Genomic DNA, 26,023 nt, shown 5'->3' on the forward strand with positions numbered 1-26,023 from the left:
GCAACCGGATGAGGCCGATGGGAGCACCCGAGCGGTTGAGCTTGTATCAGTTTTTGCCAATCTTTTTCCTAGTGATTGGTGTCCCCACCAACCACATCGCATAACCTTCTACAGTAGGCATACTACACAAAGCTATTTACGTTAGTGGCTGTCGAAGTGTTAGGAAACCCTTACCAATTCAACAGCCATACCATACTTTCGCTGAACAGATGTTGATTAAACGATGCTGCCCCGCAAAATAAATGCATCCTACCACTATCCTTTCCAAAACTGATTCAACTTACGCAGGGGTTTGGCATACAAAGTGTACCATTTGGGCTGTAACCCATTCACTTTCCAGGCCATGACATCTTTACGGTTGGCTTTGAAACGCGCCAACAGGCTTTCATTACTGGCACCGCCTGCCCGCATGTAAACCAAGGTTTGCGGCAAATATCCTAACCGAATACCGTATTTGTGAATGAAGCGCAGCATGAGCTCATAATCGGCTGCCGTACCTAAATCCAGGTTGAACAATCCATATTGTTCATACACTTTTTTGCGCACAAAAAAAGTGGGATGTGGGGGCATCCACCCTTTCAAAAATGCACCGGGGGTATAAGCACCGGCTACCCAATAGCGCTGCACTTTCGCCACATTATCTTTCTGCACATACACCAAATCGCCATATACCGCATCACATTCTGTAGTTTCAAACAACTGTAACACTTTTTCCAAAACCGTATTCGATGCATAAAAATCATCCGCATTCAAAATACCAATCACCTCTCCCTTTGCACGTTGTATGCCCTTATTCATGGCATCATACATACCCTTATCGGGTTCTGAAATATAAATGGCAGCCGTATTTTGCAATACCCGTGCAGTATCATCGGTTGATTGCCCATCCATGATTAAATGCTCTAACGGCACTACCGTTTGTGCAGCCACCGACTCCACGGTTTGTAAAATGGTAGCTGCATTATTGAAGCTGGGCGTTATAATGGAAATGCTTAGCATGTGTTATCTTAATCGGTTATCACCCGTTCTTTCATCCATTCAGCCGGATGTCCGCTGTAAATGCCAAAGGGCAATAAATCTTTCGTGGCCACGGAACGAAGGGTTAATACACTGTGTTCTCCACAGGTAACCCCTCCGGTTACTACAGCCTGTGCACCAATCCATACTCCGTTATGCAGGGTAATGGGCTGTACCATCAGGTCGAATGCCACTTTTGTATAATTGTGGTTACCGGTAATCAACAAAGCTTGTTGCGATATGCACACATTGTTGCCAATGCTTACGGTGGTTAAATTATCAATCCAGGCTCCTTCGCCAATCCATACCTCGTTACCTATTTTTAAATGCCAGGGATACTTAATATTAACCGATGGTTTAATCACCACATGCTGCCCCACGGTTGCACCAAAAAGCCGCAATAAGGCTACTTTCAGTCCACTAAAGGGAAATAAAGCCGTTTTAAACACAAGGGCATTGGTATAATACCACAGCAACCTTTTCAGGACGGTTCCGCCGGGTTTATACCAGCTATTATCATATTGATTCAATTGTACCCGTTGCATAGTTTTGTTTAATCGAATAAAAGCCCGTAATCGTGTTCCCAATTATTTTGCTCTACTGTCTGCAAAGCTAAGGTATGTGCACCGGCACAAAATGCGGTCCATTCGCTTGTTTCCATCAAAGCCAGTTCATCAATGGCTTGGGCTATTGGTTGCACTGCATCAATGGGAATATCCCATCCTGCCTGCTGTTCCCGCAAGTTTTGCCAGGGGGTAAATGTACTGATGAGTACCGGACGGGCAGCACTGAGACTTTCATAAATGGCATGCCCAAAATTTTCTCCTTTGGTTAACAGTACCAACGCATCGTATTGTGCAATGGTAGATTGTACGGCATGGGGCTGTACACTGCCCTTATAGGCTACCTGAATATGGGCGGGCATTTGCTGCATTTGCTTTTCACATTCCTGCCAATACCGGCTATCTACCACCGGACCATAAATATGCAATTGCACCGCTTGCCGACATAAGCGCAAAGCCTGCAATAACAACAGCAAATTTTTCTTTTCCGTAATCAACGACAAATAAATCAGTTGCAAACGTCCCGGTAGTTTATGCGACGGCAACCATTGCTGCAATGGCCATTTGGGAATATTGGCCGCAACCACAACTCGGGCATTTTGTCCGGCAAAACGCCGAATATCATCGGCTTCATCGGGTGTAGTGGCATGCCAAACCACGCCTTTACACAAAGCCAGTAATCCCAAACCTTTGAAATAAATTTTCTTGCGCCAGGGCTTTACCGCTAATGCACCCGGTTGTAACATACCCCTGGGACAAATAATCATGCGTTCTACGGCTATTTTTTTCTTTTTCCACCACTGTAAAGGCCAAATAAACCAAGGCATTCCATACATCCCGTTGATGTACACCTCATTCGGTTGCAAGGATTGAATGCACTGTAACATGGCTTTTGGGGTAATACGCCCCGAAGCATACCAAACCATTACCTGCTTCCCATTCAAGGTAAGGGTTTGCCATTGATTGGTTTGCACCGATGGATACACAGCGGTTTCCCCTAAATCGTGTGCCGAGGTAAATACAGCAAAGCGGTACCGTTGTCCTAAATGCTCCACCAAATGCAGCAGTGATTGCACGGGACCACCGGCTTTATAGCCCGGATAAAAATAGGGGTTAAGGATGAGTATGGTTTTTATCGCTGCTTCCATTGCATACAAAACTACAGGCAAGTATTCACTGAATTGTCTTCCATATGTTTATTCCTCCAAAGGCAATATTTCATCCCCCGCCAATAACTGTTGCAAACGCATTTTATAAGCCTTAAAACTAAAATGCTTCCATACTTCCTGCTGCAATAATTCGCCTTTCATAAAGGGTGGCTGCAATATTGTTTGTTGCAAAGCTTGTAAAATAGCTGCCGGGTCAGTGGGGTCAACAAGGGTTCCCAAACGCCCATTCAACAAAGCATCGCGACTGCCGTCTTTATTCCCGGCAATGACCGGTAAGCCGCAAGCCATGGCCTCAATGAACACAATACCAAAACCCTCTTTCTGACTGGGCATGATGAATACATCGGCCATTAAATAATGTTGTTGCAATAAGGCATCGGGTACAAAACCCAATAAAAATACGTGTTGTTGCAGTTGCAGGGTTTCTATCAGTTGTTGCATTCGCCTGGCTTCGGCCGCATCGGCTTTGCCTATGATGTAATAGCGGATATGGGGATTCATTTGCAATAAGGAAGGCATCAAACGCACCACGGTATCATAGCCTTTGTATTTTTCAGACGATTGCAAACGGGTTACCGTTAGTAATACTTTTGTTTCGGGAGTCATTTGGTAATGCCTTAACAAATCGGCCGGTTTGGCACAAAGTGCCGGAAGCGTAAAATATGCATCTAAGGTATTGGGAAATAAACGGCATTGCTCGGGTTGTAAAAACGCATGGTGTCGCAATAACTGTTCACGGGTATAATGACTGACACAATAAATGCTGTTTAACTTTGTCAATAATGATTTTTTCATGCCTTTTTGGGGTTGCCATACTTCAATGCCATGGGCAATGAGGATGATTTGCACTTTCGGGAAAAAAGCTTTGATAAGCACCCCCACAACCGCTAAATTAATATGCCCCAATATGATGGTGCGAAAACAAGAGGCTTCTATTAAGGTATTCCCTACAAATTGTAAACGCTTACCGCCAAATCCCTTAAATCGTCCTTTGGGGAAATAACGGCGGTCCGTTTCCGTATCATACATGGAATAGGCCTCTGCCTGAATTACCCCATCCACACTCAATTCATGCAGGGCTTTCATGAAGTTGCGGTTGAATTTTTCAATACCGCCGGTAAAGGAAAAAGCTTTGAGATACAGAAATAATACTTTATGCATGAGGGGTATGGATAATCTGCTGAACCTATGAATGTGTTATTGACGCAGTTTTAGTGAACATTGGTTTTAAAAATGGGATAAAGGTATGTAATGGAAGGGAAGTTTACTTTTCGAGCAAGCCAGAAACGGCAGGAAAATGTTTTCACCGGTGCTTGGTACACACACGCACAACAGCCTCATTCCTTCCGTTCCGGTGAATGCCCCTCTAACCAATCCTTTCCCTGGTGGCGGGTGTCCCCTCCCGCCATGTTTCCCGGATTCTGCCTCATTTCAGTTGATACAACGGCACCATTTGTATGTTTTTTTATTCAATCAACCTATCGGCCAATAGGGTTGGAAATACCATCGGGACGGCTACTGTCATTGGCAGGAATCTTCTTAAGCCATGCAGCTGCTGCACAGCAACCATCCACGCTTTGTTATGCACTTTAAAAGGCTGATGCCATCACAGAGGGACCGGCTAAAAAATAAGCCCAAAAATGGCTCCAGTGCAGCCGATGCCGCAATAACTGTTGCTGCATGGCTTTCAGTGTTGTATCATTATAATGCAGGGCCATTTGTGCCATCCAGTCACCGAATGGGAACACAAACCCTTGCTTGGGCCTATCCCAAATGGCTTGCGGTAATACATCCTTAAACGCATCAATCAACAAGGCTTTGCTTTGTTGCCGGCTATACCTAATCTCCGGAGCAATACCATACACTAAATCCATTAATGGCTTGTCTAAAAAAGGCACCCGCACTTCTACACTATGCCACATACTCATATAATCGGTGTCTTTCAACAACTGATTTTGCATGTACCAATTGGTTTCCGCATAACTCACTTTTTCCCCATCATCTAAATATTGGGTGAAAGGCGGCACGGTAAAGCGATGAATACAATCAATCACTTCTTTTTCGGTACAATCTAATAACTGCGCCACCTGTGCGGGAATAAAAAAACCGCGGTTAAACAAATAATACCCCAATACCGACTTAAACTGCAAAAAAGCAAATCGCTTAAACTTTCCCTTACCCAACAGTCCGGTTAAGGCCAACATCCATTTGGGAGTATGCAAAGCAGCATCCATCATATTGCTGCGATGAAAAGAGGGGTAACCGCCAAATAATTCATCGGCACCAATGCCACTTAATACGGCCGTTAACCCATATTCTTTGGCTTTTTTACTAATGAAATAGGAATTAATGCCATCGGTACTGGGTTGGTCCATCGCCTGCAAAATATCGGGCAGACTTTCCTGAAAATCATTTTGGCTAATGACAAACGACCGGTGATGGGCACCTGTTTTTTGTATGATGATATCCTGGTATTGCTTTTCAGAAAAAGCGGTTTCATCAAATACAATGGAAAGGGTTTTCAAACGGTGATGCAATACCGGTTGAGCCAACAAGGTTAATATGCTGGAATCAATGCCGCCGCTTAAAAATAACCCCACGGGTGCATCGGCCACTAAATGCCGCTCCACTGCCCGGGTTAAGGCACTGCGTACTTCCGCTACGGCAGCTTCGCGGTTGTATTGGGTATATAAATAATAGCGGGTGTGGTAGCGTTGCAGGATTTGTGTAGCCGAAGGCCAATGATAGGTTAAATAACTACCTTTCGCCAAGGGTATTACGTTGGTTAAGGTAGTTACCGGCTCGGGCAGGTGGCCGTACAATAAAAAATATTTGCGCCAATCGGCATTTTCCGGCCATTGGGGTTGCAAGGCTTTGAAGGCCCTGATTTCAGAGGCAAATACCAGTTGCTCGTCCGAAATGCTGTAATACAGCGGTTTTATCCCGGCATGGTCGCGCACCAATACCAGGTTTTGGGTATTGAAATCAACAACAGCCAGGGCAAACATGCCTTCCAATTTTGCCCAACAATCGTTCCCCCAGGCTTGGTAGGCATAAAGAATCACTTCCGTATCGGTACCGGTATGAAAGGCATATCCCATGGTTTGTAAGGTGGTACGCAGTTCCCGGAAATTATATATTTCGCCATTGAACACCAATACCAGTTTACCATCGGTGCTGAACATGGGCTGATGGCCGGCCGGAGACAAATCTAATAAGGATAAGCGCCGATGCCCCAAAGCCATATGATGGGTATTGTTCACATAAATACCGGCATCGTCAGGCCCACCCCGTTGCATGGCATCCCGCATGCGCATGATATCGGCCTCCGAGGGCGTTTGATAACGATGTACGATTCCGGCAATGCGACACATAGGGTTGACAGGGTTTGAAATGAATAGGAATGATTAAAAATAGTTATTTGTACTTAAAATAGAGCATTCCTAATCCATTAATTTTTTGTTATACAACCCTCTATGGAGGAAGCAATATTCGTGAAAGAAAAATGGGCAATTTTTTGTTGAGAAGAATGCCCCATATTTTTAGCAAGTTCTCGATTATTCAATTTTCGTAATACCTCCACTAAAGCGGGTTGATTACCATGAGGAAAAATCCATCCATTCTTTCCGGGTTCAACTAAGTCAATGGCGCATCCCACTTTATCACTTACAATAATGGGTTTACCACAAGCCATGGCTTCATTTACAGCCAGACCCCATGTTTCTCCCGGACCATCTGAGGGTAATACAAATACATCAGAAGCATGGTAAAATAGGGGTAATTTCGATTGATTTTGAAATGGCAGAAAATGAATATTCGAAGCATTACCTGCTAATTGCTTCAATGACGTTTCAAGCACACCATTCCCTACCATTAGCAAATGAGCATTTTTTAAAGCTGCTTCAAGAAATGCACTTATCAGTAATGCAGGATTTTTTTTAGGCTCAAATTTTCCGGCAAACAAAACCAACATTGCATCGCTTGGAATTTGCAAACTAATACGCAAAGCCCTTACTTCATCATCATTAACGCTGTTAGCAAATCTTTCATTATCTACGGCGTGAGGTGCCACTATAATTTGAGCATCATTTAATCCGCACCATTTAAAGTATGCAGCACTATTCTTCCCTGCCGCCAACGCTATATCTACGTGATGATATACCCATCGAAGAAAAAATCGGCGTAACAATTTTTTATAACCTGGCAATGAATCTAATAAAGTAGAATCACCTCGAAATAAAACAGGCAATTTTCCTTTAAAATAACGCATCACCTTAAGGTGGCTATAATAATTCCATCCAAACACACAAATGGCATCGGGTTGCCAAGCTTCGATGGCCGGTATTAAATCGGAATTAACAATAGAAAAAAATTGTCCCGGTAACTTGCCGCCAGAATTTTTAAGAAAAGTATATTCATAGCCCTCCAACAAAGGAATATCCCAAGCAATTGTTTTAGCAAAACCCTCATCAAAATATTGTTCAAATTTTCCTTTGGTATAAAATACTTTTATAGCAATACGTTGTCTTTCATTGATATGTTGAAACAACGGTGCATAATATTGTATAGGATGCGTTATAATAAATGCTAATTTTTTCAAGGGGATACAATTTTTTGAATGAAAGTTGCCCAAGCATTACCATATCTATCCCAGGTGAATGTATGGGCTTTTTTTACTGCAGCTTTTCCCATTTCGGCCAGTTTATTCCTATCTTCCAGCAAATTAAGAATCGCCTGTTTACAGGCAGCTGCATTGCCAATGGGAATGATAAAACCTTCTTTTCCTTCTTCAATAATATCCGGTCCTGCTGTAGCAGGTGTGGTTATGATTGGCAAACCACATGCCATGGCTTCTAATAAAACCAATCCAAAACCCTCAAAATAACTGGGAAATACAAATACATCGTGTGCTTGCATAATAGTAGGCAATTCGCTATGCGGTACTTTACCTTTAATTGTTACATTGGGCAAATTAGCGGATTCTATTAATTGAATGACCTGTGGAATTACAGGGCCCACCAAAGTTAAAGTAACAGGCAGTTCTTGCAATTGTTTCATTACATCCAATAAAACAGGAATACCTTTTCGTGCATCAATAGTTCCGGTAAATAATAAACGCAAAGGACCATCCGTTAAGTAATTTTTTTTTGAAGTAAACTGTTCAAGGTTCACCCCATAAGGTATAACCGTTATTTTTTCTTCCGGAACGCCATGGGCTAATAATGTTTGTTTCGTAAAACTACTTGCTACAACAATATAATCGGCTGTTCTTTGTTCTTCCTCTTCAATGGCTAAATGTGCCTCAGTTTTATGTTCTATCCGAACGGACCAGTCAGGGTAATCAAGAGCTAATTGTTTAAAAATAGCTTCTTTAGACAATGAATGCGCAATGCTTACATCCAATACAAACTTTTTTCCAAATTGATGCGTACGTTGAATTAAAATATTAGACGCCGTATCAAACCCTATCACAACATCTGCCTCCTTTAGTAATTGCGGAGAAAGACGTTGCTGAAAAATGGCGTTACGTTCAAACCAAATGGCATCTGTATATGCAGCCTGTTTACTTTTCCGAACATATTTCCACTCTAACCAGGGGTATAAACGAATTTTTTGTTGGGGCAATTCCTGAATAATTCTGTTACTGATTTTTCTTTGCATCCTTCCGGGCAAACAACGAAACAAATGATAGTAATAACTTTTGCTGCTTATTGCAATACCCGTAACAAAATAAGATAACAACCCTTTTTTATATAACTGCACTGCCAAACGATGGGCATATTGTGTTCCCGGATGCGTAAGCAATATATGAGGCTTCGTAGGTTGCATAGTTTAATTGAATAAATTCCATTGTTTACATTGTGCTAAATAAGCATTTGCTATGGCTTCAGGGGTGTGTTGTTGCAAATAAGTTTGTATGGCATCAAATTTATCGTGAAATTGGGGATAGTCAGCAACTGCTTGCTTCATAGCCATAATCAGCTCTTCTATATTTCCATTTTTAAAATAATATCCAAAAGAACCTACAGCTTCCGGCAAACCACCACCGTTAGAAGCCACTACCCCGCAACCACAGGCCAATGCCTCTAAGGCCACAATGCCAAAAGGCTCGGGCCAGCGGGAAGGAATCACGGCTATTTTAGCACTGTTGTATGCAGCTACCAATGCTTCACCGCGCAATACTCCGGCCCAGGTAACCGCATCTCCCATACCGGCGGAGGCTACCCTTGCCTGTTGTGTGGCCCGCTCGGGTCCATCGCCGACCAATAACAAACGACTTTCCGGCCGAATTTGGCGGTATTGCAAAAAGGCAGCTATCAACACATCCAATCCTTTATCGGATACCATACGCCCGGTAAAAATGAAATCATAGGGCCGTTCTCCCGTATTGGTTTTGGTAAAAATGGGCTGATAACTATTAGGTATTACAACCGATTTGCCGGGCAGTGTTTGAGCCACATAAGCACTGCAACAGATATTGTGGGCAAACAGTGTGAGTAATCTTTTGGCAATGCCGGTCCAATGATATGACAAATAAGTCAAATGATGTATTACCACCCATTTGCGCCGGAACCGCAAACCCGTGCGAAATGTTTTTAAACTAATATTGGCTTCTACATACAAATCCGCTTTCCGCAACAGTTGTCGAACCCTGCTTTCCGGGGGATTGCGCAGCACTGCATAGGGTTGCGCTTCCGCTTCCTCGGGCACTGCCGTAATTACCGTAACGGTATGGCCTTGCCTTGCCCAAGCCAATGCCAATTGGTGCATCATGTTTTCTAAACCACCCACTTTGGGTAAAAAAGTAAGAGAACGAATCACAATACGCATGTAGAATGCAATCAGTTAGTGTAAAAAAGTGAATGTATGAAGGCGGCGACTGTCATTCCCGCTTTACCTTTTGTAACTGCAGGCAAAAGCATGCATCGGCGGTTGAGTTACATCTCTTAAAATGCTGTAATACCCAACCTGCTATTGCCATGGTTTCATGGTAACCGCTGCCGAAGCGCTGCGATAATAAGTCTGGTCAATTAAAATAATGCCAAAGGCCAGGTAAAAAGCATTGTAAATATTGAATACCCATACCACGGCATAAAATACCAAACCAAATACCAACCACTTTAACAAGGCAGGTACGGCCAAGCGACTGGCCAAGTACCAGGCCATGAAGAACCGCATGAAGAACAACACAAAGCCCCCCTCTAAAATCACCCGAATCAATTCACCCTCAATAAAACCGTATTCTTCAACATAAGGTGAGGTACCGAATAGCTGGGTAGCCCCCTGATAAGTAGCCCCCAATCCCACTCCAAATACCGGGTATTTTCCCCGGAAATTCAGGATTTGGGGAATATCCCCCTCAATCCGTCGAGCTTCTTCCCCACTTTGTGCCAACGATTGCCGACGATCATTGAAATTGTCAAAGGCGGTGGCAATTTTATTGCCGATTTCTCCGAAATTGCCATAAAGGGTAAAAAACAAACCCAGGATGACCAATGGAATGAATAAGGCCGTGAGCCGAATTTTCCGGAAATTCCGCCAATCACTCAAAATAACCAAAGCCAGTTCTCCCACATAGATATAAGTAGTTCCCCTGGAACCCGACATGAAACAGCCCACCAATCCGGCCCCCATTAATCCCAATACAATATTGGGAGAATATCCCTTTTTAAAAATATAGCCCACCAAAAAGGGCACAAACAATAAAAAAGCCCCATAACCGCCAATATAGGAAAAGGTACCCGTTACCCGAACCGCCTTACCAATATTGGCAATATTGCCTCCCACGGCATCCAAATTGGCATAGCGGTTAATGAAGCTGGTGGCCGGTTGCTGGTATTGCACCATGCCCAATACCACTTCCACCAAACAGGCAATCAATACGGGCCAAATCCACTGCTCAATGACCACCTCCTCTCTATTTTGCAGGTACAAAAAAATAAACACCCAAAAATAGCTATGGACAAGGATGCCCAACAGGCCATGGTAAATGGTGAGGTTCAGCGGATTAAATGCTTCTACTATCAGTAATAGCAGGTAAAGGGGAAAAACAGTATTCAGAAATAACTTGCCCAATGCCCGCCGGGCCGTGAAAAAAAACACAACAGGCAATAGCAATTGCAGGCCAAAAATAATATTACCTACAGTGGTAGAAGTAAATACCCATTTGCGCAATACCCCACTAAGGGTGGTGAAGAAAAAACAAAATAAAAAAGTTTGATTAAATTTTTTCATATTTCCCTGCAACGTATTATGCTTAAAGTGGGTGAACCCTTAAATGAACAATGGTAAAATCCATTTCCCTCGATCATTTATCAATTAAATAAAATTCATTCTATTTTTAATTCGAAATAGGCATAGCGCTTATATGATTTCTTACAATTTTTGGGCGATTGTAAGCATAGATGGGAATATTCGTTTTAACTTTCCAATCATTTGAATGGTCCGTAAATTCTTCAAATATTTTAATCCTGTGGGCCCGTATATCACTTTTTGATGATGCACTTGAAAACCTGCTAAAGTCAATAAATTGGTAATATTTTGAAAATTCCAGGCATATAAATGCTGATGAATGTCTTTCATACTGGTTGGGTTTCCCGGAATCTTTTCAATGGGGAGTATCAATGCCAAAACCCCTTTCGATTTTAATTTTTGATGCATGATTTCCAACTCTTTCAAGGGCGCCTCACAATGTTCTAAAGAATGAGAATTCAAAATACAATCATAATAAGCATCGGGAATGTCTTGAGTTGAAGTATAGGCAACTCTTTTATGTTGCATTAAATATTCCGTAATATAGGGCGAAATATCATAACAATCAGCCATAACGGATAGGGTTAGATGCCCCGGTCCGGAACCATAGTCAAGCAGCTTTTTATTTTGTAAATGAAATCCATTACTTTCAAAAATATTATACATGTAAAATTTCGAAAGTTTGAAATGATAATCGTTTTGATGTATATGCTGCTGATATACTGACTGATAATATGCTTGATCATAATTCATCGGGAATACTTTTTATAAGATAATAATGTGTCAATGGATGATTTTGAAAGCCATTTTTTTAAACTTTCGCATCAATCCTAACCTGGTTTGATATTTATCATCAAAATTTTCTTTTAATTTGTTTTTTTTCAATTGAATCAGTTTTGCTTCTAACCATAGCCTTACCATGATTAAAAAGGCAACCAATGGTTTAGCTTTTATTTTACCATGTTTTTCCAATAATTTCCATCTGCTTTCATAAAACAGTTGTACCCTTTTTCCATTGCGGGGAATAGAGTTGCCACCTGTATGACAAATAACATAGGCCGGATTGTAACGCAATTTCCAATTACTGCGATGGATGCGCATACTTATATCGTTGTCCGCATCGAGTACACGAAAATTTTCATCGAAATAATTCATTGCTTCCAGGCAGGATTTCCGAAAACTAACCGCACATGAAAATGGCAATAGGCGTTTAGAACGAAAAACGTTGTAGGGTGCCAGGTATTTGTGCAATTGTTGTCCGGCCACCAAACTCCAAATGGAAGGTTCTGTCATGAAATTGCCACTATCCCTCCCCATTGCGTCTACCGTTTTAAATCCCACACAACCCAATAAAGGTTCCGCTTGGTATTCGTCCACTAATCTCTTTACAAATGCTTGTACCGGATAGGCATCCGAATCCAGTAATACCACAATGTCGCCTTTCGCTGCTTTTAAACCGCGATTGACCGTTTTTGTATAATGCTGATTCGTTGGATTCCTTAATACCATCACTTTTTCCGGAAAATCATAGGGATTGGTAAGTGGAGACGCATCATCTACTACAATAATTTCTGCAATCCTTTGTTCATCATACCGTAACAAGGCCTCAATATTTCTTTGCACCAGTTCCCAGGTATTGTAGTTCGGAATAACGACAGAAACCGTTAGTGTTGTATTCATTTTTTATAAGAAGGCTAAATAATGTTGTAAATGCTGCTGATAATTGTGCCGATAGTACCACTCTGAACCTTGTTTCGCTATTTTTTCTAAAGATACGCTATTGGGTACAGGCTTTTGTAATTGCCAATAGTGTTCTCCTGCCACCAATCCATCTTCACTCCGCTGTGCGGTTTTAAAACCATTCCACACAAAAAGACCATGGGACAGATAGGCCGCTAATACTCCCGACTTCCCTAATAGCGCATCAGGATATACCATGGCACCAAAGCGAGCCTGCTGCAATTCTTCACTAATTTGTTCGGCCGTTAATACCCCCAAAAATTTTATGGGAACAGGTAACCGAGGTATCTGCGCTGCCTCTGCCGATACTCCAATATCAATAATTTCATTAATGCCCAATTGTAGCCAATGATGGGTGTATTGGCTCAATGCTTCATATGTTTGTAAACGCATGGCCGGATGCCCAAATACCATTAAGCGTGGTTGTTTTTGTTCCCAGGGGATCAACTGATTGGGCTCAGGGATATTGGAAAAAAGACCGATACAACTATTTTTTCTGCCTTTATCGGGTGTTGCCTCCGTTATTAATGCAGCCATGCGTCCGTTACTGCAAAAGGAGGCATCGGTTAAACGATACAAGGCTTTGAAGATTTTTTTCTGTGCTTGATGCAACCAAAACGCAGTAGTCCAAAGCGGACCGTTGGCATAGAGTTCATGAAAGAAAATAAGGATTTTCACCCCCATCTGTTTCACTTTTGTCAATGCAGTGACCAACCAAAGCGGAACCCCCTTGCGTTGATACCCATAACCGGAATAGTTAAGGATAACGGTATGGATTTGCTGTTGTTGTACCAGTTGCAGCAAATGGGTACCGTTGGCTTGCAGGGGCCAATACGGTTGAACGGTTACCGGAGTGGGTTGCGGCAATCCGGCAAAATGAACGGTATAACCTGCATTGGTTAACCCTTGCCCCAATAAGGCAGCATAATCCCCCAAGCCATTGATGGCCGGAGGATATTGCGGTGCAATGAGTAGTATATGCTTTTTAATGCATGATGCCATGGATTTAAAAAATAATCTAATAAAAAGATTTTTTTAAATAGCTATTTTTTAAGTTGTTGACTGCTATCTTCAACGACCACATGCCCCGTAAACAAGAAGTTGAATAGGGTACCAACCACAACTACTATGTTTTCTATGATTAAATCTACTTCAACAGATATGCCCATTTACCTATTTATGATTCCGATTCTGGCACAAACTTATTTTCTGTTTTATTTGATGAGGGCACTAATCAATAGTAATAATCTTTGACTACCTATTCTTCCCCCAGCAACTGCTTTAACCTATTTTGAAAGTTTTGAAAACCAAACTGTCCGGCAAAATGAAAAGCATTTTCCCGCATTAATTCTCCTACGCGCTGATTGTCGCGTAAGGATAATAAAGCATTTATAAACGATTCTGTGTTTAAATCACAAGGTACAAAACAATCATGGGGTGCCTGTTCTAACACCCCGACGCGGGTAGCCAATACCCGACAACCGCAGCGCATGGCTTCCAAGGGCACCAAGCCAAAACTCTCCCCCCGCGATGGGAATAAAAGATATTGTGCAGCACAATATAGGGCATACAGTTCAGCTTTTTCCCGAACCAACGGATAGATGGTAATATGTGCTCCATTTAATTTGCTCAACTCTTGCCGCACTGCAGCTTCTTCTCCCACCCCCACCAGCGTCAACTGAAACGGAATAGCCTGATGGGTTAAATATTCCAGGATACCCAACACTATATCTTTTCCTTTGGCCTGTGTCCATCGGGCACAATACAATAACCGCAATGGTGCATTTGCATGGGCATTGATTTCGTTTTGCGATGGCAAGGGACTGTCGAATACCGGATCTAAAGCCGGGGGTAATATATGTACATTCTGTACAATTTGTTGTTGCAGCAACCAATCTTTATCTGATGCACTGACTGTTATTATTTTATCGGGAATGGTAAACGCCAGCCGCATCCAATGGGTTAATAGGCGATTGAACCATTTTTCTTGTTTGAAATGAGGTCGATACCTGATTTCAGGTCCATTAGAATAATGAATAATTTGAATATTTTTTTTTATGAACCATTTCCGATACACCCACAGAAATAACCAAGCCTCACCACCCATTACGAATATGCTATTGAAAGCAACATGTTTTTTTCGACGGGCAAATAACAATAGCCAACCAATGGATAAACGCAAACTATTTAAACGGGGCTGTAAAATATTTAAAAATTTCCCGGTTGCAGGATTATCGTATCGAATGATTTGGGAGCCCAAAACACTTAAAACCTGATGAATCACCAAGCCCGAACCGGTATAAACATCCGGCATACAATTCGTGAATACCCAATATTGAGGCTTATTTTTTCCCATATTTCTTTTTCCAATGAAACTGATAAAAATACCAGGTATAATAAATTTGTTGCATCCACTCTTTTAATGCAATTAAACTATCCCAATTTTTTTTTCTGTCGCGTATGGGAATTAATCGGTGATAACTAGTTGCAATAAGTAACCTCCTACAACTGATTATAGGTAAATTATTTTTTTTTAAATAATATAAATGACTTTCTTGAGCCATTGCCAGCTTTTTGGGCGATTGAATTCTGCGAGGCGGATGGTACACCTTTGCATCCGCAACAAATGGAATAGTTATTTCCCTCTTTTTTAATCGTTTGTGCAAATCAATATCTTCCATATGAGGAAAAGGGAAATTTTCATCAAAGCATCCAATTTCAAAAAATAAATTTTTACTAACAACAATATTACATGACCAAAATAATCCGCCAATTTCATTAATCGGACTATTATATAAAGGACTAGTAATATTCATGGGACAGATAATTGCCCCTTCAAGTGCCATTTTAAAATTTTTACTATTGTTTATTTTATTGTAATAAGCTGTTAATAAATCTCTATCCGGTTCACAATCATCATCCAAAAACACCAACCATTCCCCCTTCGCCAATCTGGCCCCGTTGTTGCGGTTAGCGGCGGGGCCGCGGCGCGGGCCGGGTGTCCATTGAACAAACGGAAACTGTTTGGCTATTAAGGCAGCCGCTCCTTCTCCCGTACTGTCGTCCGTTACGATAATTTCATAGTCCACGCCCTTTAGCGTTTGCATATCGGGTTGCAACCGTGCCAAGCACTTGGCCAATAAATCGTTGCGGTTACAGGTGGGTATGATGACAGAGAAAAACATATTTCATATTAATTTTTTTTTAATACGGCTAAATAATTAGTAGTATCAAAAACCTCGAGATATAAACCATATTGATTAATTGGATAAATACCATCCTTCACAATTCTATAAAGATGGTAGTGAGGTGCTAATAAATCCCAAAAATCTTTAAAAAAAGTTCTTGAGCTAACGTTAAAACTTCCGAATTCAAATTGTATTCTTTGAATTGACCCATTGCTAAGATACTTACCCATCCCTTTCAGCACTTCTAATTCATGACCTTCTACATCAATCTTGATGTAACTAATATGCGAAATAGCATTTTCATTTAAAAATTGATCTAACCTTATCACTGAAATTCTTTCAACACCTGTAGCTTGAACTTCCCCTTTAAAGGTTGCATACAAAGAACTTAATGTATTGATATCATTAAATGTATATAAATTTACTTCTTCAACATTACTTCCTAATCCATATGGAAATATGTTTAATCGTGAATCATTTTTATATTTGTCAAGCAGAGCATTAAAGAGTTTTTTTTGAGGTTCGAATAAGTAACAAGAAAGCTGACAATTGTTAAATTTAGATAATACGCAATCAGTATACTCACCTTTATTTGCCCCAATGTCAAAAAAAATAAATTCGTTTTTACTTTTATATTCAGTACTAAGCTGTTGTAACAAAAAACTTTCACCGCTAGTATCAACTGAAATGGGCGATCCTATGTTCATCCCATATTTTGAGAAATGAGCTAATTTCTTATAAAATTCCTGATATTTTAATTTACCTGAAAAAAATTGATTATACCAATTACGTAAAAACATTAGCAAATCTTTTTTATATTTATTAGAAGTTTCGTTTTAAAAGCATTAAAAATATTTTTTGAGAAAGTGATGTTAATCCAATTGGGCTTTTTATTAAAATAACCAAGCGAGTTTAAATAATAAAAATCTTTATTATTAATATGTTTAGGTATATAAAAATAAAATTTAGTTTTATAATAAATTAAATGCAATAACAAAAATTCAGTACCATTAAATGAAATCTGCTTTTGTTGAATGCGTACCGGTTTTATAGATTTGGATTCTAAAATACTGTTTTCCCATTTCACTTTTATAGATTGTTTTTTTTCTTCTAATAACAATACTTCAGTCATGCTTTGTATAGGTGTTGATAAGGAAAAAATACTTTGTCCAGCTTTTAAAGCTTCAAAGAAATGTCCGCCACACTCATCAAAAGCCATATATGCTTGGCTTTGAAATACTACTTCCCAATCTTTACTTTTTTTGAATAAGTTATTGCAAATTTCATTGTTACGCATTAAAAAAAAGGATCCCGACAAATAGCTAGTTATGCCACTATATACATCTATACCAGTTAAACTATCATAATTAATAAATTTTATAAAATTTCCCATAATAACATCGGGGTCAATTGAGCCCCAAAAATTATAACCTTTTAAATCTTTTGATAAAACCAATCCATAAGTTGGTTTAAAGTCACATAATTTATAAGGGTTCCTTAAATTAATTTTTATACCTAAGTTTTTTTGAATAAGTGCTTTAAATTCTTGAAAGGAACATGATTTATGTATTATATTCTTGGCAGAAACAAAGGGGATAGGATGATCAGAATAACACAATAAATCAAATGGTTGATCAACCATTGAATTGAAAAAAAGAAAACTATATTTAGGCCATTGACCGAAATATGGCAATATCAATGCAATTTTATTCAATCCTTGAACTATTTGTTTAATAATTGTATAAGCAAATTTTCACTCTCCTTTACTCGAATTATCCAATTTTCCTGAACTTCCCTCAATTGATCAATATATTCCTGTTTGGTTGGCAAACTATCTAAAAAATCAAGAATGCTTCCTTTTTGATTATTTGTTAAAACAAGGCCTAATCGATTTTGTAAGATGTATTGAACACAAGCACCATAAGTAGGACCAAATGCAATAATCATACAACCAGCTAACAAATAATCATTAATTTTAGTTTGAATAGAGGATCTAGCGAAATGGGCAAATTCTGCAGTAAAAGTTTCAGTTACTAAGCCAAAATCATAATGATGAAGTATGGTGGTAAGCTCCCTATAGGCTATGCTTCCTTTGTAACATACCTTGCTTGATTCAAATTTTTGAAAATGATGCCTAAATTCTTCTTTTGTGTAGATATCCAAAAAAACATTATGATCAGAATCATTAATGCTATCTATCATTTGTAATAATCCATCTAAATGATTGGGGTATACTGAACCTGCATACACAATATTGATGGATTTTTTGCCAAAACTCCAAGTCTTCTTTGTCAACATTCTATCTAAGGGCACTGGATTTTGTAAAACTGTGTATGACTTATTCTTTAAATTTTTAAATTTAGTTTGAAACAGACTTGCCATATTTTCACTAATCGAAATCCATCCTTCTATTTTATTAAAACTTTTTTGTATGACATTCTTTACTAAAAAATCATCATACAATTTATAATCATCCATTATGTAACAAAACAATTTTGCATATGGAATTTGGCTTTTCAAGTTAATTAAAGCTTTATACAAAAATGGGGAATTTGGAATTCCTATGATAATTTCCGGTTCAAATCCTACAATAAATGCCTTGTTTTTATTTGAAAAATGAAAAAAACGAGGATTAAACAGCTTTTTAAAAAAATTAAGAATTTTATAGAAACGATTGTTCCAATTTACATCAATAAAATACTCAAATAATTGAAAATCTTTATTAGCTACCCAATCTTCATTAATCCCCAATAACTTAAAATTAAGTTGATGCACTAATAACTTACACTCGAAATTTTTTTCTAGAAGCTTTACAAAATGATAGGTAGTTTGTGGGCCGGCAAATCCATTTTCATTTGGTGAAAAATCAGTTACGATTAAAATACGTTTTTGCATACAACTATCCCACTCTTTTTTTCCAGCTTTCCACAATTTGGCGAATGGTTTCGGTAAGGCTGATGGTAATATCCCAGCCAGGATAATGGGCTTTCATTTTTCGCAAGTCGCTGTAATAGCAAATATGGTCGCCGGCACGGGGTTGGTCAACATAAGTATATACCTGTGCCTTACCGGTAAAACTTTCCGTTATTTGAAAGGCTTCCCAAATAGAGCAGGTATTGGCTTTGCCGCCCCCCAAATTATACACTTCCCCGGCGCGGGGTGTGGCAATGAAAGCTTCCATAAAACGGGCAATATCGTAGCTGTGAATATTGTCGCGCACCTGTTTGCCTTTGTACCCAAACACGGTGTATTGCTTGCCTTCCCAATTGCATTTTACCAAATAGCTGAGAAAACCATGCAATTCAACCCCACTATGGTTAGGGCCGGTTAAACAGCCGCCCCTTAAGGCACAGGTAGGCATATTGAAATAACGGCCATATTCCTGCACCATGATATCGGCAGCCACTTTAGAAGCCCCGAACAAACTATGCTTGCTTTGGTCAATGGAAAAAGTTTCCGGGATGCCTTCGGCATAAGCCGGATCGGCATAGTCCCAACGGGTGGGCATTTCCGTTAAAGCAATTCGGTTGGGCGCATCGCCATACACTTTATTGGTACTCATGTGGATGAAGGGGGCCTCGGGGCAATATTGTCGGGCGGCCTCCAATAGGTTTAAAGTGCCACCGGCATTGGTATCGAAATCGTCAAACGGTATTTGCGCCGCCTTATCATGACTGGGTTGGGCAGCCGTATGCACAATCACATCGGGTCGGATGGTTTTTACCAAATCGAGGATGGCGCTGCGGTTGCGCACATCAATTTCATGGTGGCGAAAGCCGGAAATGCTGTGCAACAGGCGTTGTTGGTTCCAGCGGGTGTCGCCTGCCGGACCAAAAAATACCGCCCGTTGGTTATTGTCCACCCCATGTATTTTATACCCCTGTTGGGCAAAATACAGGCAAACCTCGCTGCCCACCAATCCGGAAGAACCGGTGACTAATAATGTTTTCACTATTTAAACTTTTAATTTATATAATAATTTTACAAACCATTTACCCGGTAAACCTAATTGTTTTAAATGATAATTCCTTAATTCTTTATAATGACCCAACCTTTGGTTATTTTCATCAAAGGCTTCCCCAATAAAATGAAAATTCTTGCGCCGAATTTTTATTTTCTGCGCAAAGGGCAGTCCGTTTAAGTTGTAATTGTCATAATAACTTAATTCATCAAGAATAGCAGGGTAAATAACAGAACTTAAAAAGTGTTGGTCATCATTATAAATTTCTAGACCTGCCTGAGGATATTGCTGCCACCAGTTTCGAATCATTTGTTCCATGCCATAGGGAAAAAGATTTTTCATCCCCCAAAGTCCGCCCATCATAAGAAAACCTTTATAAAATACTGGATGATCTTTAATTAACAGAAATTGTTTTCCATGCTGCATCCAATCTTCTATTATCCATTTTTCTCTGGTTGATAATCGGGAATCAGCATCACGAGAAAGAAAAAGTTCCACATTGGAATCATCGGCGGGTAAAAATCGCCAGGTCATCTTGGGCAAGTTGGAACCCGTCATATCAATTACCTCCACATTTTTATATTGTTTGATTTGTTCCAGAAAAGTTGCCGGCACGGTATCATCTACATAAAATCGGCAAATAAAATCAGGAAACAGCCAAGCAGCGGTCTTAATATTTTCAATTGCCCCTAATAAATACATGGGCTTTGAGCCATAGAGGGAGTAAGAGACAACTCTTTTTTTTGTTTTCATTACTTATATATGCCAAAGAATTTTATATCCAAATCTTTTTGGAAAATGAATCTCATAAAATAATTTAATCAATATGATTTTAAAAGTGTATACATTAGATTGATATATCTTATTAAGTAATTCTTTATTGTCGTTTTTATAAAATGATATTGCAAAAAATTCTATTTTCTTTCTACATTCCTTAGAATATTTCGCATGCTTTAAAAAAATTAATAAATAATACTTTGTCCAATCAGTAATTTTATTTGAAACATTTTGCGTGTGAATTCTATAATAAGCAAGTTCACTATTAATATAATAAAATTTCGTTATCAAAGAGGCACGCATCCAATAATCATAATCTTCTAAAATATTTTGAGTATCAAATTCACCAACTTTTAATATAACCTCTCTACGAATAATAACAGTTAAAGCAGGGATAAAATTTTTATTTACTAAAAAATTAAAAATATAGCCAGAATGTGTTTCATCTGGGTTATTGATCAAAACTTTTTTTCTTTCATTCAAATTTGTGTCCTCTACAACAATTGCATTTGAGTAAATGACACCATATTCGTATCCAATTTCAGAAAATGTTTTTATAGAATCTTTTAGAAAATTAAAATGTAAATAATCATCAGCAGAAATTATTTTTATAAATTCTCCTTTACAATACTTCAAACACTTATTTAATGTTGCAGAAAATCCTATATTCTCATTATTATATATTTTAGTTGCATTTATTCCATATTTATTTAATTCTTCATTAAATATTTTTACAGAATTATCTCTGGATGCATCATCTGCAACAATGAGTTCCCAATTAGAATAAGTCTGATAAAAAATACTTTTTATACAGGTAGAAATAAAATTTTCATGATTATAACTCACTATTATGATACTTACCAACCCATTATCTTCCATTATAAAATTCTTTTATCGAATTAACAATAAACATTAATTCCTCGTTTGAAATGCCAGACCATACAGGAAGACTTAAACAAGTATTAGCCAATGCTTCCGCAATGGGGAAGTCACCCTTTTTATAACCCAAGTAGCTATAGGCTTTTTGTAAATGCGGTGGTAATGGATAATGAATTAAGGTGCCAATACCCCGACTTGTTAAGTAAGCTTGTAAAGCATCGCGATATTGAGTTCTTATCACATATAAATGATACACATGTGTTGCACCGGGCTCAACTATCGGCAAGAACAAATCGCCTACACCCTTTAGTGCTTCATTGTACCACTGTGCAATTGTTTGTCTTTCAGCAATCCACTTATTCAAATGCGGCAATTTCACTTGCAAAAAAGCAGCTTGTAATTCATCCAAACGCATATTGTAGCCGATACGTTCATTGTAATATTTCTGTTTTGAACCATAATTGCGATAGATTGCTATCTGTTCAGCATATTCGATGCTATTGGTGGTAATGGCACCTGCATCACCCAAAGCACCTAGGTTTTTACCCGGATAAAAGCTGGTGGCATTAATATGTCCAAAACTTCCGGTTAAACATCCTTCCCAGCTGGCACCTTGTGCCTGTGCATTATCTTCTACTACCTTTAAATCATATTTTTTAGCAATATTTATAATGGAAGTCATATTGCAACTTTGCCCATATAAATGCACCGGTAAGATAGCTTTTGTACGGGAAGTAATGGCTTCTTCTAACTTCGCAGGGTCCAAATTATAGGTTTCAGTATTAGGTTCAACAGGTATGGGTGTAGCACCGGTATAAGACACTGCCAACCAGGTAGCAATATAGGTATTGGATGGTACTATAACTTCATCTCCCACTCCTATTCCCAAAGTTTTTAATGCAAGGTGTAATGCATCCAATCCATTGCTTAACCCAACACAATATTTTACGGCATTAAACTGCGCATAAGCAGTTTCAAATGCTTCTACTTCTTTGCCTAATACAAACCAATTGGCATCATAAACCCGTTGAAAAGCGGCTTGCATAGCAGCTTGCAGGGCATGATGCATGGGTTCAAAATTTACAAAAGGAATTTTCATGCCGGAACTAATTGATTATTTTTAAAGAACCATGTATTACCATATTTGTCCTCAAAAGTATTATCGCCGGTTTGCCTCATTTTAGTCCCATCTTCGTTCATCCAGCCTTTAATGATAGCAGGTGAACCCATCATTAAAGCCCTGCCAGGAACGGATTTATTAACTAAAGCACCTGCAGCAATCATAGCATAAGCACCAATCGTTATGCCGCCCATTATAATAGCAGCAGCACCAATACTAACACCCTCTTCAATACTCGTTATTTGAAATTGTGATGGATATTGTTTTGAACGAGGATATTTATCATTCGTAAAAGAAACATTAGGTCCAATAAATACTTTGTTACCCAATCGAACTCCATCCCACAAATAAACTCCTGCTTTGATGGTAACTTCATCCCCTATAATCACATCATTTTCAATAAAAGTGTGACAATTGATATTGCAATTTTTTCCAATTTTAGCACCATTTAAAATAATGGCATATTGCCAAATCATTGTATTCTCACCGATATTGTTTGATTGAACCGATGCCAATGGATGTATGATACACATATATTATTATAATTATTTACTCAAGAACGTTTCAGTAATAAAAATTGATTATAATCACGTATATAATCGTTCGTACTATACAATTCAGAAGCCAATACCAAACAAATGGAACCGGAAGAGAAGTTGATTTCTGATGCCCAAATTCCCGGTGGTATATGTAATCCTAAATATGGTCTGTTTAATTGTACAATTCTTTGCGTTTTCCCATCATCTAATGAAACTTCGAATGAACCACTGGCAGCGATTAAAAATTGATGACAATTATAATGTGCATGTGCTCCTCTGGATTCACCACCCGGAATATCATATAAATAAAATATTCTTTTTATTTTGAATGGAATTTGTACATTATTTTCAATAACAGTAATATTACCTGAACGATTGGCAATTTTATTCAATTCAATAACAGAACAATCAAAAACCTTAAAGTTTTTTATTTTTTCATTCTTATCCATTCACAAAAAGTTGAAAAATCACGAATATAATCTTCTGAGTCATACATTTTATCACTCGCAATCAGTGCTAGGGCATTGGTAGAAAAGTTTTCTAAGCTACGCCACCAACCGGGTGGCACATATAATCCGTAATAAGAACGATTCAATAACCATCTTTTCTCTTCCTCCCCATTATTTAATACAACTTCAAAACTGCCACTCAATGCTATAATGAATTCTTGTTGGGTTTTAAATGCATGGCCCCCCCTTTTTTCACCACCCGGCACATCATATATCCAATAGGTTCGGGCAATGGCAAAAGGAATTTGATGATTATCCTGTAAAAAAGATAGGTTACCTCTTGGATCCTGTATCTTCGGTAAAGAGATAATTTCAACTTGTTTAGTCATTTTATTAATTAATATATCGAATAATTTTTCCTGGATTACCGACTAAAATAGCATTTGGAGGCACATCTTTCGTAACTACAGTGGAATTGCCAATAACAGAATTCTCTCCGATTGTTACTCCTTTCAAAATAACAACATTATTACCAATGAAAACATTTTTATGAATATGTACTGGTTTACATTCATAATTACCATTTTTTCGATTTTCAACAGATAACCCATGAAAATCAGAATCTAAAACTTCTACATTATAGCCAATGATTGTATTTTCACCAATATAGATAGAAGTTTTATCACAAATGATTTTTGCATTATTATTAATAATCACATTTTTTTCAAAAATAATAGTACTCGCTTTCGATCTGGCTTCAATATAAATTGAAGTATCAAAATACATTGGAGAAGGGTAATATCCTAATTGTACTTTTTCTTTGAAAATAATTTTACCACTCCCCACAAAAAGAGTTGGCTGCTTGATTTGTGGTGATCCTTCTACTATTTTATAGTTGCTCAGATTTTGAAATAAGTATATGCGAATTAGTTGAAACCTTTTTGAAAAGAACTTAGCAAATAATTTAATCATATTAAAGGTCTTTGAACTCACATGTAATAAATGGATTTATACGCAAAAAACCTGGTAAATTATTTATATTATTACCTATATATTCATTTACAATTTCAAACTCCACAACATGTTCAAATTTTTTGAGAACAAATCTTTGATCTTCGCCAAAAAGAATACTGATACTGTATGTACCTGCATTGAGAGTATATCCTGGTATATTAAAATTTATTTCATATATTCCATGTTTTGAGTTTCTTTCAGTTGTAATCAAATAGGGAATTTCACAAATAATAATTTCATCAGAATTTTGAACAATCAAACTTACAGCTAAATTAATATTCACTTTAACATTAATAAAAACTATATTAAAATCAATCCCTGAAGAAATCGTAATTACTTTTCCGTCTTTCGATCCAACCTCGAATTTTAATAATTTTATAAATGCATTTCCCGGTGCCTTTTCAACAAGCCCAATATAATTTAAATATGTTTTTTTTTCGCCTCTATTTTGATAATATGATACAGTATCTATTGTATTACCAACATATGTAATTAAACCATTTTCAAGCGCTATTGCAGATGTGCACAACTGCTTAACTGCTCCCATATTATGACTCACAAACAATACCGTTCTGCCGTCCTGCACACTTACATCCTTCATTTTCCCGAGGCATTTTTTTTGAAACTCAGCATCGCCTACAGCCAATACTTCATCTACAATCAGTATCTCCGGTTCCAAATGGGCCGCTACGGCAAAGGCTAAGCGTACATACATCCCGCTGCTGTAACGCTTCACGGGGGTGTCCACATAGCGTTCTACCCCGGCAAAATCCACAATGGCATCAAACTGTCGGTTAATTTCCTTTCGGGTCATGCCCAGTATGGCTCCATTCAGGTAAATATTTTCCCGACCGGTTAATTCGGGATGAAAACCCGTACCCACTTCCAATAAACTGGCTATACGCCCCCGCACTTTAATGCGGCCGGTGGTGGGTGCCGTGGTCTTAGACAGTATTTTTAATAAGGTACTCTTACCCGCCCCATTGCGCCCGATAATGCCCACTACTTCGCCGGGTTGTACACTGAAGTTAATGTCTTTCAAAGCCCATACATATTCGCTGTCGCCCTTGGTACTGCGGTCATTTACCTCGCCTATACGGGCAAAGGGGTCTTCCTTGCCCCGAACCTTGTACCACCAACGTTTTAAATCGTGGCTTAACGTGCCGGTGCCTACTTCGCCCAGCCGATATTGCTTGCTTAAATGTTCTACCTGTATAATGGGTTGTGACATAGCATAAATTTACCTGTTTTTTGAAATGAAGCTCCTTGCCTGCTGAACCCTCTTTGTGTCGTCAATAAGGGTTGATTGTTTCCCGGGGCTCATTTGCTTTCTTCATCAGAATACAGTGTGCGC

General features: G+C 38.8%; 27 protein-coding genes. 1 reads left to right on the forward strand and 26 read right to left on the reverse strand.

Annotated elements, in window-relative coordinates; translation table 11 throughout:
* Positions 1-255: 255 nt before the first annotated feature.
* From LX80_RS08670 to LX80_RS08685, 4 genes are read right to left on the reverse strand one after another with little or no spacing between them, the layout of a single operon-like run.
* Positions 256-999 (reverse strand): glycosyltransferase family 2 protein, encoded by a 744-nt coding sequence (locus LX80_RS08670; RefSeq protein ID WP_111295321.1) that lies wholly within the window; start codon positions 997-999, stop codon positions 256-258.
* Between the two features lie 8 nt (positions 1,000-1,007).
* Positions 1,008-1,562, reverse strand: a complete 555-nt coding sequence (locus tag LX80_RS08675) for a WcaF family extracellular polysaccharide biosynthesis acetyltransferase (protein WP_111295677.1) — start codon at positions 1,560-1,562, stop codon at positions 1,008-1,010.
* Positions 1,563-1,570: 8 nt separating this feature from the next.
* Entirely contained in the window at positions 1,571-2,728 is a 1,158-nt protein-coding gene (locus LX80_RS08680; protein WP_111295323.1) for a glycosyltransferase, read from the reverse strand.
* Positions 2,729-2,776: 48 nt separating this feature from the next.
* Positions 2,777-3,910 (reverse strand): glycosyltransferase family 4 protein, encoded by a 1,134-nt coding sequence (locus tag LX80_RS08685; RefSeq protein ID WP_111295325.1) that lies wholly within the window; start codon positions 3,908-3,910, stop codon positions 2,777-2,779.
* 90 nt (positions 3,911-4,000) lie between these two features.
* Between LX80_RS08685 and LX80_RS14380 the strand changes: the two genes are divergently transcribed.
* Entirely contained in the window at positions 4,001-4,342 is a 342-nt protein-coding gene (locus LX80_RS14380; protein ID WP_146250441.1) for a hypothetical protein, read from the forward strand.
* Here LX80_RS14380 and asnB read toward each other — a convergent pair.
* From asnB to LX80_RS08795, 22 genes are all read right to left on the reverse strand, one after another.
* Positions 4,339-6,123, reverse strand: coding sequence for an asparagine synthase (glutamine-hydrolyzing) (asnB, locus tag LX80_RS08690; RefSeq protein ID WP_111295327.1), 1,785 nt, complete (start codon positions 6,121-6,123; stop codon positions 4,339-4,341). The two genes, LX80_RS14380 and asnB, sit on opposite strands and share 4 nt — an antisense overlap.
* A 77-nt stretch (positions 6,124-6,200) precedes the next feature.
* Positions 6,201-7,349: a glycosyltransferase family 4 protein gene (locus tag LX80_RS08695; RefSeq protein ID WP_111295329.1), complete on the reverse strand. Its 1,149-nt coding sequence runs from the start codon at positions 7,347-7,349 to the stop codon at positions 6,201-6,203.
* Positions 7,346-8,578 carry a glycosyltransferase family 4 protein gene (locus LX80_RS08700; protein WP_111295331.1) on the reverse strand — a complete coding sequence of 411 codons (1,233 nt, stop codon included), beginning with the start codon at positions 8,576-8,578 and terminating at the stop codon, positions 7,346-7,348. Before LX80_RS08700 ends, LX80_RS08695 begins: the two co-directional genes overlap by 4 nt.
* Positions 8,579-8,581: 3 nt before the next feature.
* Positions 8,582-9,580 (reverse strand): glycosyltransferase family 4 protein, encoded by a 999-nt coding sequence (locus LX80_RS08705; protein ID WP_111295333.1) that lies wholly within the window; start codon positions 9,578-9,580, stop codon positions 8,582-8,584.
* 141 nt (positions 9,581-9,721) lie between these two features.
* Positions 9,722-10,984 carry a hypothetical protein gene (locus tag LX80_RS08710; protein WP_111295335.1) on the reverse strand — a complete coding sequence of 421 codons (1,263 nt, stop codon included), beginning with the start codon at positions 10,982-10,984 and terminating at the stop codon, positions 9,722-9,724.
* A 141-nt stretch (positions 10,985-11,125) separates the two neighbouring features.
* Entirely contained in the window at positions 11,126-11,755 is a 630-nt protein-coding gene (locus LX80_RS08715; protein ID WP_111295337.1) for a class I SAM-dependent methyltransferase, read from the reverse strand.
* 30 nt (positions 11,756-11,785) lie between these two features.
* Positions 11,786-12,682 carry a glycosyltransferase family 2 protein gene (locus LX80_RS08720; protein ID WP_111295339.1) on the reverse strand — a complete coding sequence of 299 codons (897 nt, stop codon included), beginning with the start codon at positions 12,680-12,682 and terminating at the stop codon, positions 11,786-11,788.
* Between the two features lie 3 nt (positions 12,683-12,685).
* Entirely contained in the window at positions 12,686-13,744 is a 1,059-nt protein-coding gene (locus LX80_RS08725; RefSeq protein WP_111295341.1) for a glycosyltransferase family protein, read from the reverse strand.
* Positions 13,745-14,000: 256 nt separating this feature from the next.
* The gene (locus LX80_RS08730; protein ID WP_111295343.1) at positions 14,001-15,098 is read right to left on the reverse strand and encodes a glycosyltransferase family 4 protein; all 1,098 of its coding nucleotides are present in this window, start codon (positions 15,096-15,098) and stop codon (positions 14,001-14,003) included.
* Positions 15,085-15,927 (reverse strand): glycosyltransferase family 2 protein, encoded by an 843-nt coding sequence (locus tag LX80_RS08735; protein ID WP_111295345.1) that lies wholly within the window; start codon positions 15,925-15,927, stop codon positions 15,085-15,087. Before LX80_RS08735 ends, LX80_RS08730 begins: the two co-directional genes overlap by 14 nt.
* 8 nt (positions 15,928-15,935) lie before the next feature.
* The gene (locus LX80_RS08740; protein WP_111295347.1) at positions 15,936-16,730 is read right to left on the reverse strand and encodes an FkbM family methyltransferase; all 795 of its coding nucleotides are present in this window, start codon (positions 16,728-16,730) and stop codon (positions 15,936-15,938) included.
* Positions 16,730-17,644, reverse strand: coding sequence for a DUF6625 family protein (locus LX80_RS08745; RefSeq protein ID WP_111295349.1), 915 nt, complete (start codon positions 17,642-17,644; stop codon positions 16,730-16,732). The genes LX80_RS08740 and LX80_RS08745 overlap by 1 nt, the downstream gene beginning before the upstream one ends.
* Positions 17,645-17,652: 8 nt before the next feature.
* Positions 17,653-18,825: a glycosyltransferase family protein gene (locus LX80_RS08750; protein ID WP_111295351.1), complete on the reverse strand. Its 1,173-nt coding sequence runs from the start codon at positions 18,823-18,825 to the stop codon at positions 17,653-17,655.
* 4 nt (positions 18,826-18,829) lie between these two features.
* On the reverse strand, positions 18,830-19,882 hold the full coding sequence (locus LX80_RS08755; RefSeq protein WP_111295353.1) for an NAD-dependent epimerase/dehydratase family protein: 1,053 nt from the start codon (positions 19,880-19,882) through the stop codon (positions 18,830-18,832).
* A 3-nt stretch (positions 19,883-19,885) separates the two neighbouring features.
* Entirely contained in the window at positions 19,886-20,644 is a 759-nt protein-coding gene (locus LX80_RS08760; protein ID WP_146250443.1) for a hypothetical protein, read from the reverse strand.
* A gap of 3 nt (positions 20,645-20,647) precedes the next feature.
* Positions 20,648-21,547 carry a glycosyltransferase gene (locus tag LX80_RS08765; protein ID WP_111295357.1) on the reverse strand — a complete coding sequence of 300 codons (900 nt, stop codon included), beginning with the start codon at positions 21,545-21,547 and terminating at the stop codon, positions 20,648-20,650.
* The gene (locus LX80_RS08770) at positions 21,537-22,646 is read right to left on the reverse strand and encodes a DegT/DnrJ/EryC1/StrS family aminotransferase (RefSeq protein WP_111295359.1); all 1,110 of its coding nucleotides are present in this window, start codon (positions 22,644-22,646) and stop codon (positions 21,537-21,539) included. The genes LX80_RS08765 and LX80_RS08770 overlap by 11 nt, the downstream gene beginning before the upstream one ends.
* The gene (locus tag LX80_RS08775; protein WP_111295361.1) at positions 22,643-23,200 is read right to left on the reverse strand and encodes an acyltransferase; all 558 of its coding nucleotides are present in this window, start codon (positions 23,198-23,200) and stop codon (positions 22,643-22,645) included. Before LX80_RS08775 ends, LX80_RS08770 begins: the two co-directional genes overlap by 4 nt.
* 20 nt (positions 23,201-23,220) lie before the next feature.
* Complete coding sequence (locus LX80_RS08780; protein ID WP_111295363.1) at positions 23,221-23,655, reverse strand: sugar 3,4-ketoisomerase; 435 nt, start codon at positions 23,653-23,655, stop codon at positions 23,221-23,223.
* Positions 23,634-24,044, reverse strand: coding sequence for a sugar 3,4-ketoisomerase (locus LX80_RS08785; protein ID WP_111295365.1), 411 nt, complete (start codon positions 24,042-24,044; stop codon positions 23,634-23,636). The genes LX80_RS08780 and LX80_RS08785 overlap by 22 nt, the downstream gene beginning before the upstream one ends.
* Positions 24,045-24,048: 4 nt before the next feature.
* On the reverse strand, positions 24,049-24,627 hold the full coding sequence (locus LX80_RS08790) for an acyltransferase (RefSeq protein WP_211307735.1): 579 nt from the start codon (positions 24,625-24,627) through the stop codon (positions 24,049-24,051).
* A 1-nt stretch (position 24,628) separates the two neighbouring features.
* A complete protein-coding gene (locus LX80_RS08795; protein ID WP_111295367.1) occupies positions 24,629-25,900 on the reverse strand; it encodes an ABC transporter ATP-binding protein in 1,272 nt (423 codons plus the stop codon).
* Between the last annotated feature and the right edge of the window lie 123 nt (positions 25,901-26,023).

It is taken from the genome of Hydrotalea sandarakina (genome assembly GCF_003254115.1).
Lineage (GTDB): Bacteria > Bacteroidota > Bacteroidia > Chitinophagales > Chitinophagaceae > Hydrotalea > Hydrotalea sandarakina.

Bases quoted from the DNA above. Each gene is read 5' to 3' on its own strand.
- LX80_RS08675 (WP_111295677.1), bottom strand. From the start codon at position 1,562: ATGCAACGGGTACAATTGAATCAATATGATAATAGCTGGTATAAACCC.
- LX80_RS08785 (WP_111295365.1), bottom strand. From the start codon at position 24,044: ATGACTAAACAAGTTGAAATTATCTCTTTACCGAAGATACAGGATCCA.
- LX80_RS08680 (WP_111295323.1), bottom strand. From the start codon at position 2,728: ATGGAAGCAGCGATAAAAACCATACTCATCCTTAACCCCTATTTTTAT.
- LX80_RS14380 (WP_146250441.1), top strand. From the start codon at position 4,001: ATGGAAGGGAAGTTTACTTTTCGAGCAAGCCAGAAACGGCAGGAAAAT.
- LX80_RS08700 (WP_111295331.1), bottom strand. From the start codon at position 8,578: ATGCAACCTACGAAGCCTCATATATTGCTTACGCATCCGGGAACACAA.
- LX80_RS08730 (WP_111295343.1), bottom strand. From the start codon at position 15,098: ATGGGAAAAAATAAGCCTCAATATTGGGTATTCACGAATTGTATGCCG.
- LX80_RS08750 (WP_111295351.1), bottom strand. From the start codon at position 18,825: ATGCAAAAACGTATTTTAATCGTAACTGATTTTTCACCAAATGAAAAT.
- LX80_RS08685 (WP_111295325.1), bottom strand. From the start codon at position 3,910: ATGCATAAAGTATTATTTCTGTATCTCAAAGCTTTTTCCTTTACCGGC.
- LX80_RS08760 (WP_146250443.1), bottom strand. From the start codon at position 20,644: ATGAAAACAAAAAAAAGAGTTGTCTCTTACTCCCTCTATGGCTCAAAG.
- asnB (WP_111295327.1), bottom strand. From the start codon at position 6,123: ATGTGTCGCATTGCCGGAATCGTACATCGTTATCAAACGCCCTCGGAG.
- LX80_RS08765 (WP_111295357.1), bottom strand. From the start codon at position 21,547: ATGGAAGATAATGGGTTGGTAAGTATCATAATAGTGAGTTATAATCAT.
- LX80_RS08720 (WP_111295339.1), bottom strand. From the start codon at position 12,682: ATGAATACAACACTAACGGTTTCTGTCGTTATTCCGAACTACAATACC.
- LX80_RS08740 (WP_111295347.1), bottom strand. From the start codon at position 16,730: ATGTTTTTACGTAATTGGTATAATCAATTTTTTTCAGGTAAATTAAAA.
- LX80_RS08780 (WP_111295363.1), bottom strand. From the start codon at position 23,655: ATGGATAAGAATGAAAAAATAAAAAACTTTAAGGTTTTTGATTGTTCT.
- LX80_RS08670 (WP_111295321.1), bottom strand. From the start codon at position 999: ATGCTAAGCATTTCCATTATAACGCCCAGCTTCAATAATGCAGCTACC.
- LX80_RS08735 (WP_111295345.1), bottom strand. From the start codon at position 15,927: ATGTTTTTCTCTGTCATCATACCCACCTGTAACCGCAACGATTTATTG.
- LX80_RS08710 (WP_111295335.1), bottom strand. From the start codon at position 10,984: ATGAAAAAATTTAATCAAACTTTTTTATTTTGTTTTTTCTTCACCACC.
- LX80_RS08715 (WP_111295337.1), bottom strand. From the start codon at position 11,755: ATGAATTATGATCAAGCATATTATCAGTCAGTATATCAGCAGCATATA.
- LX80_RS08725 (WP_111295341.1), bottom strand. From the start codon at position 13,744: ATGGCATCATGCATTAAAAAGCATATACTACTCATTGCACCGCAATAT.
- LX80_RS08795 (WP_111295367.1), bottom strand. From the start codon at position 25,900: ATGTCACAACCCATTATACAGGTAGAACATTTAAGCAAGCAATATCGG.
- LX80_RS08770 (WP_111295359.1), bottom strand. From the start codon at position 22,646: ATGAAAATTCCTTTTGTAAATTTTGAACCCATGCATCATGCCCTGCAA.
- LX80_RS08775 (WP_111295361.1), bottom strand. From the start codon at position 23,200: ATGTGTATCATACATCCATTGGCATCGGTTCAATCAAACAATATCGGT.
- LX80_RS08705 (WP_111295333.1), bottom strand. From the start codon at position 9,580: ATGCGTATTGTGATTCGTTCTCTTACTTTTTTACCCAAAGTGGGTGGT.
- LX80_RS08790 (WP_211307735.1), bottom strand. From the start codon at position 24,627: ATGATTAAATTATTTGCTAAGTTCTTTTCAAAAAGGTTTCAACTAATT.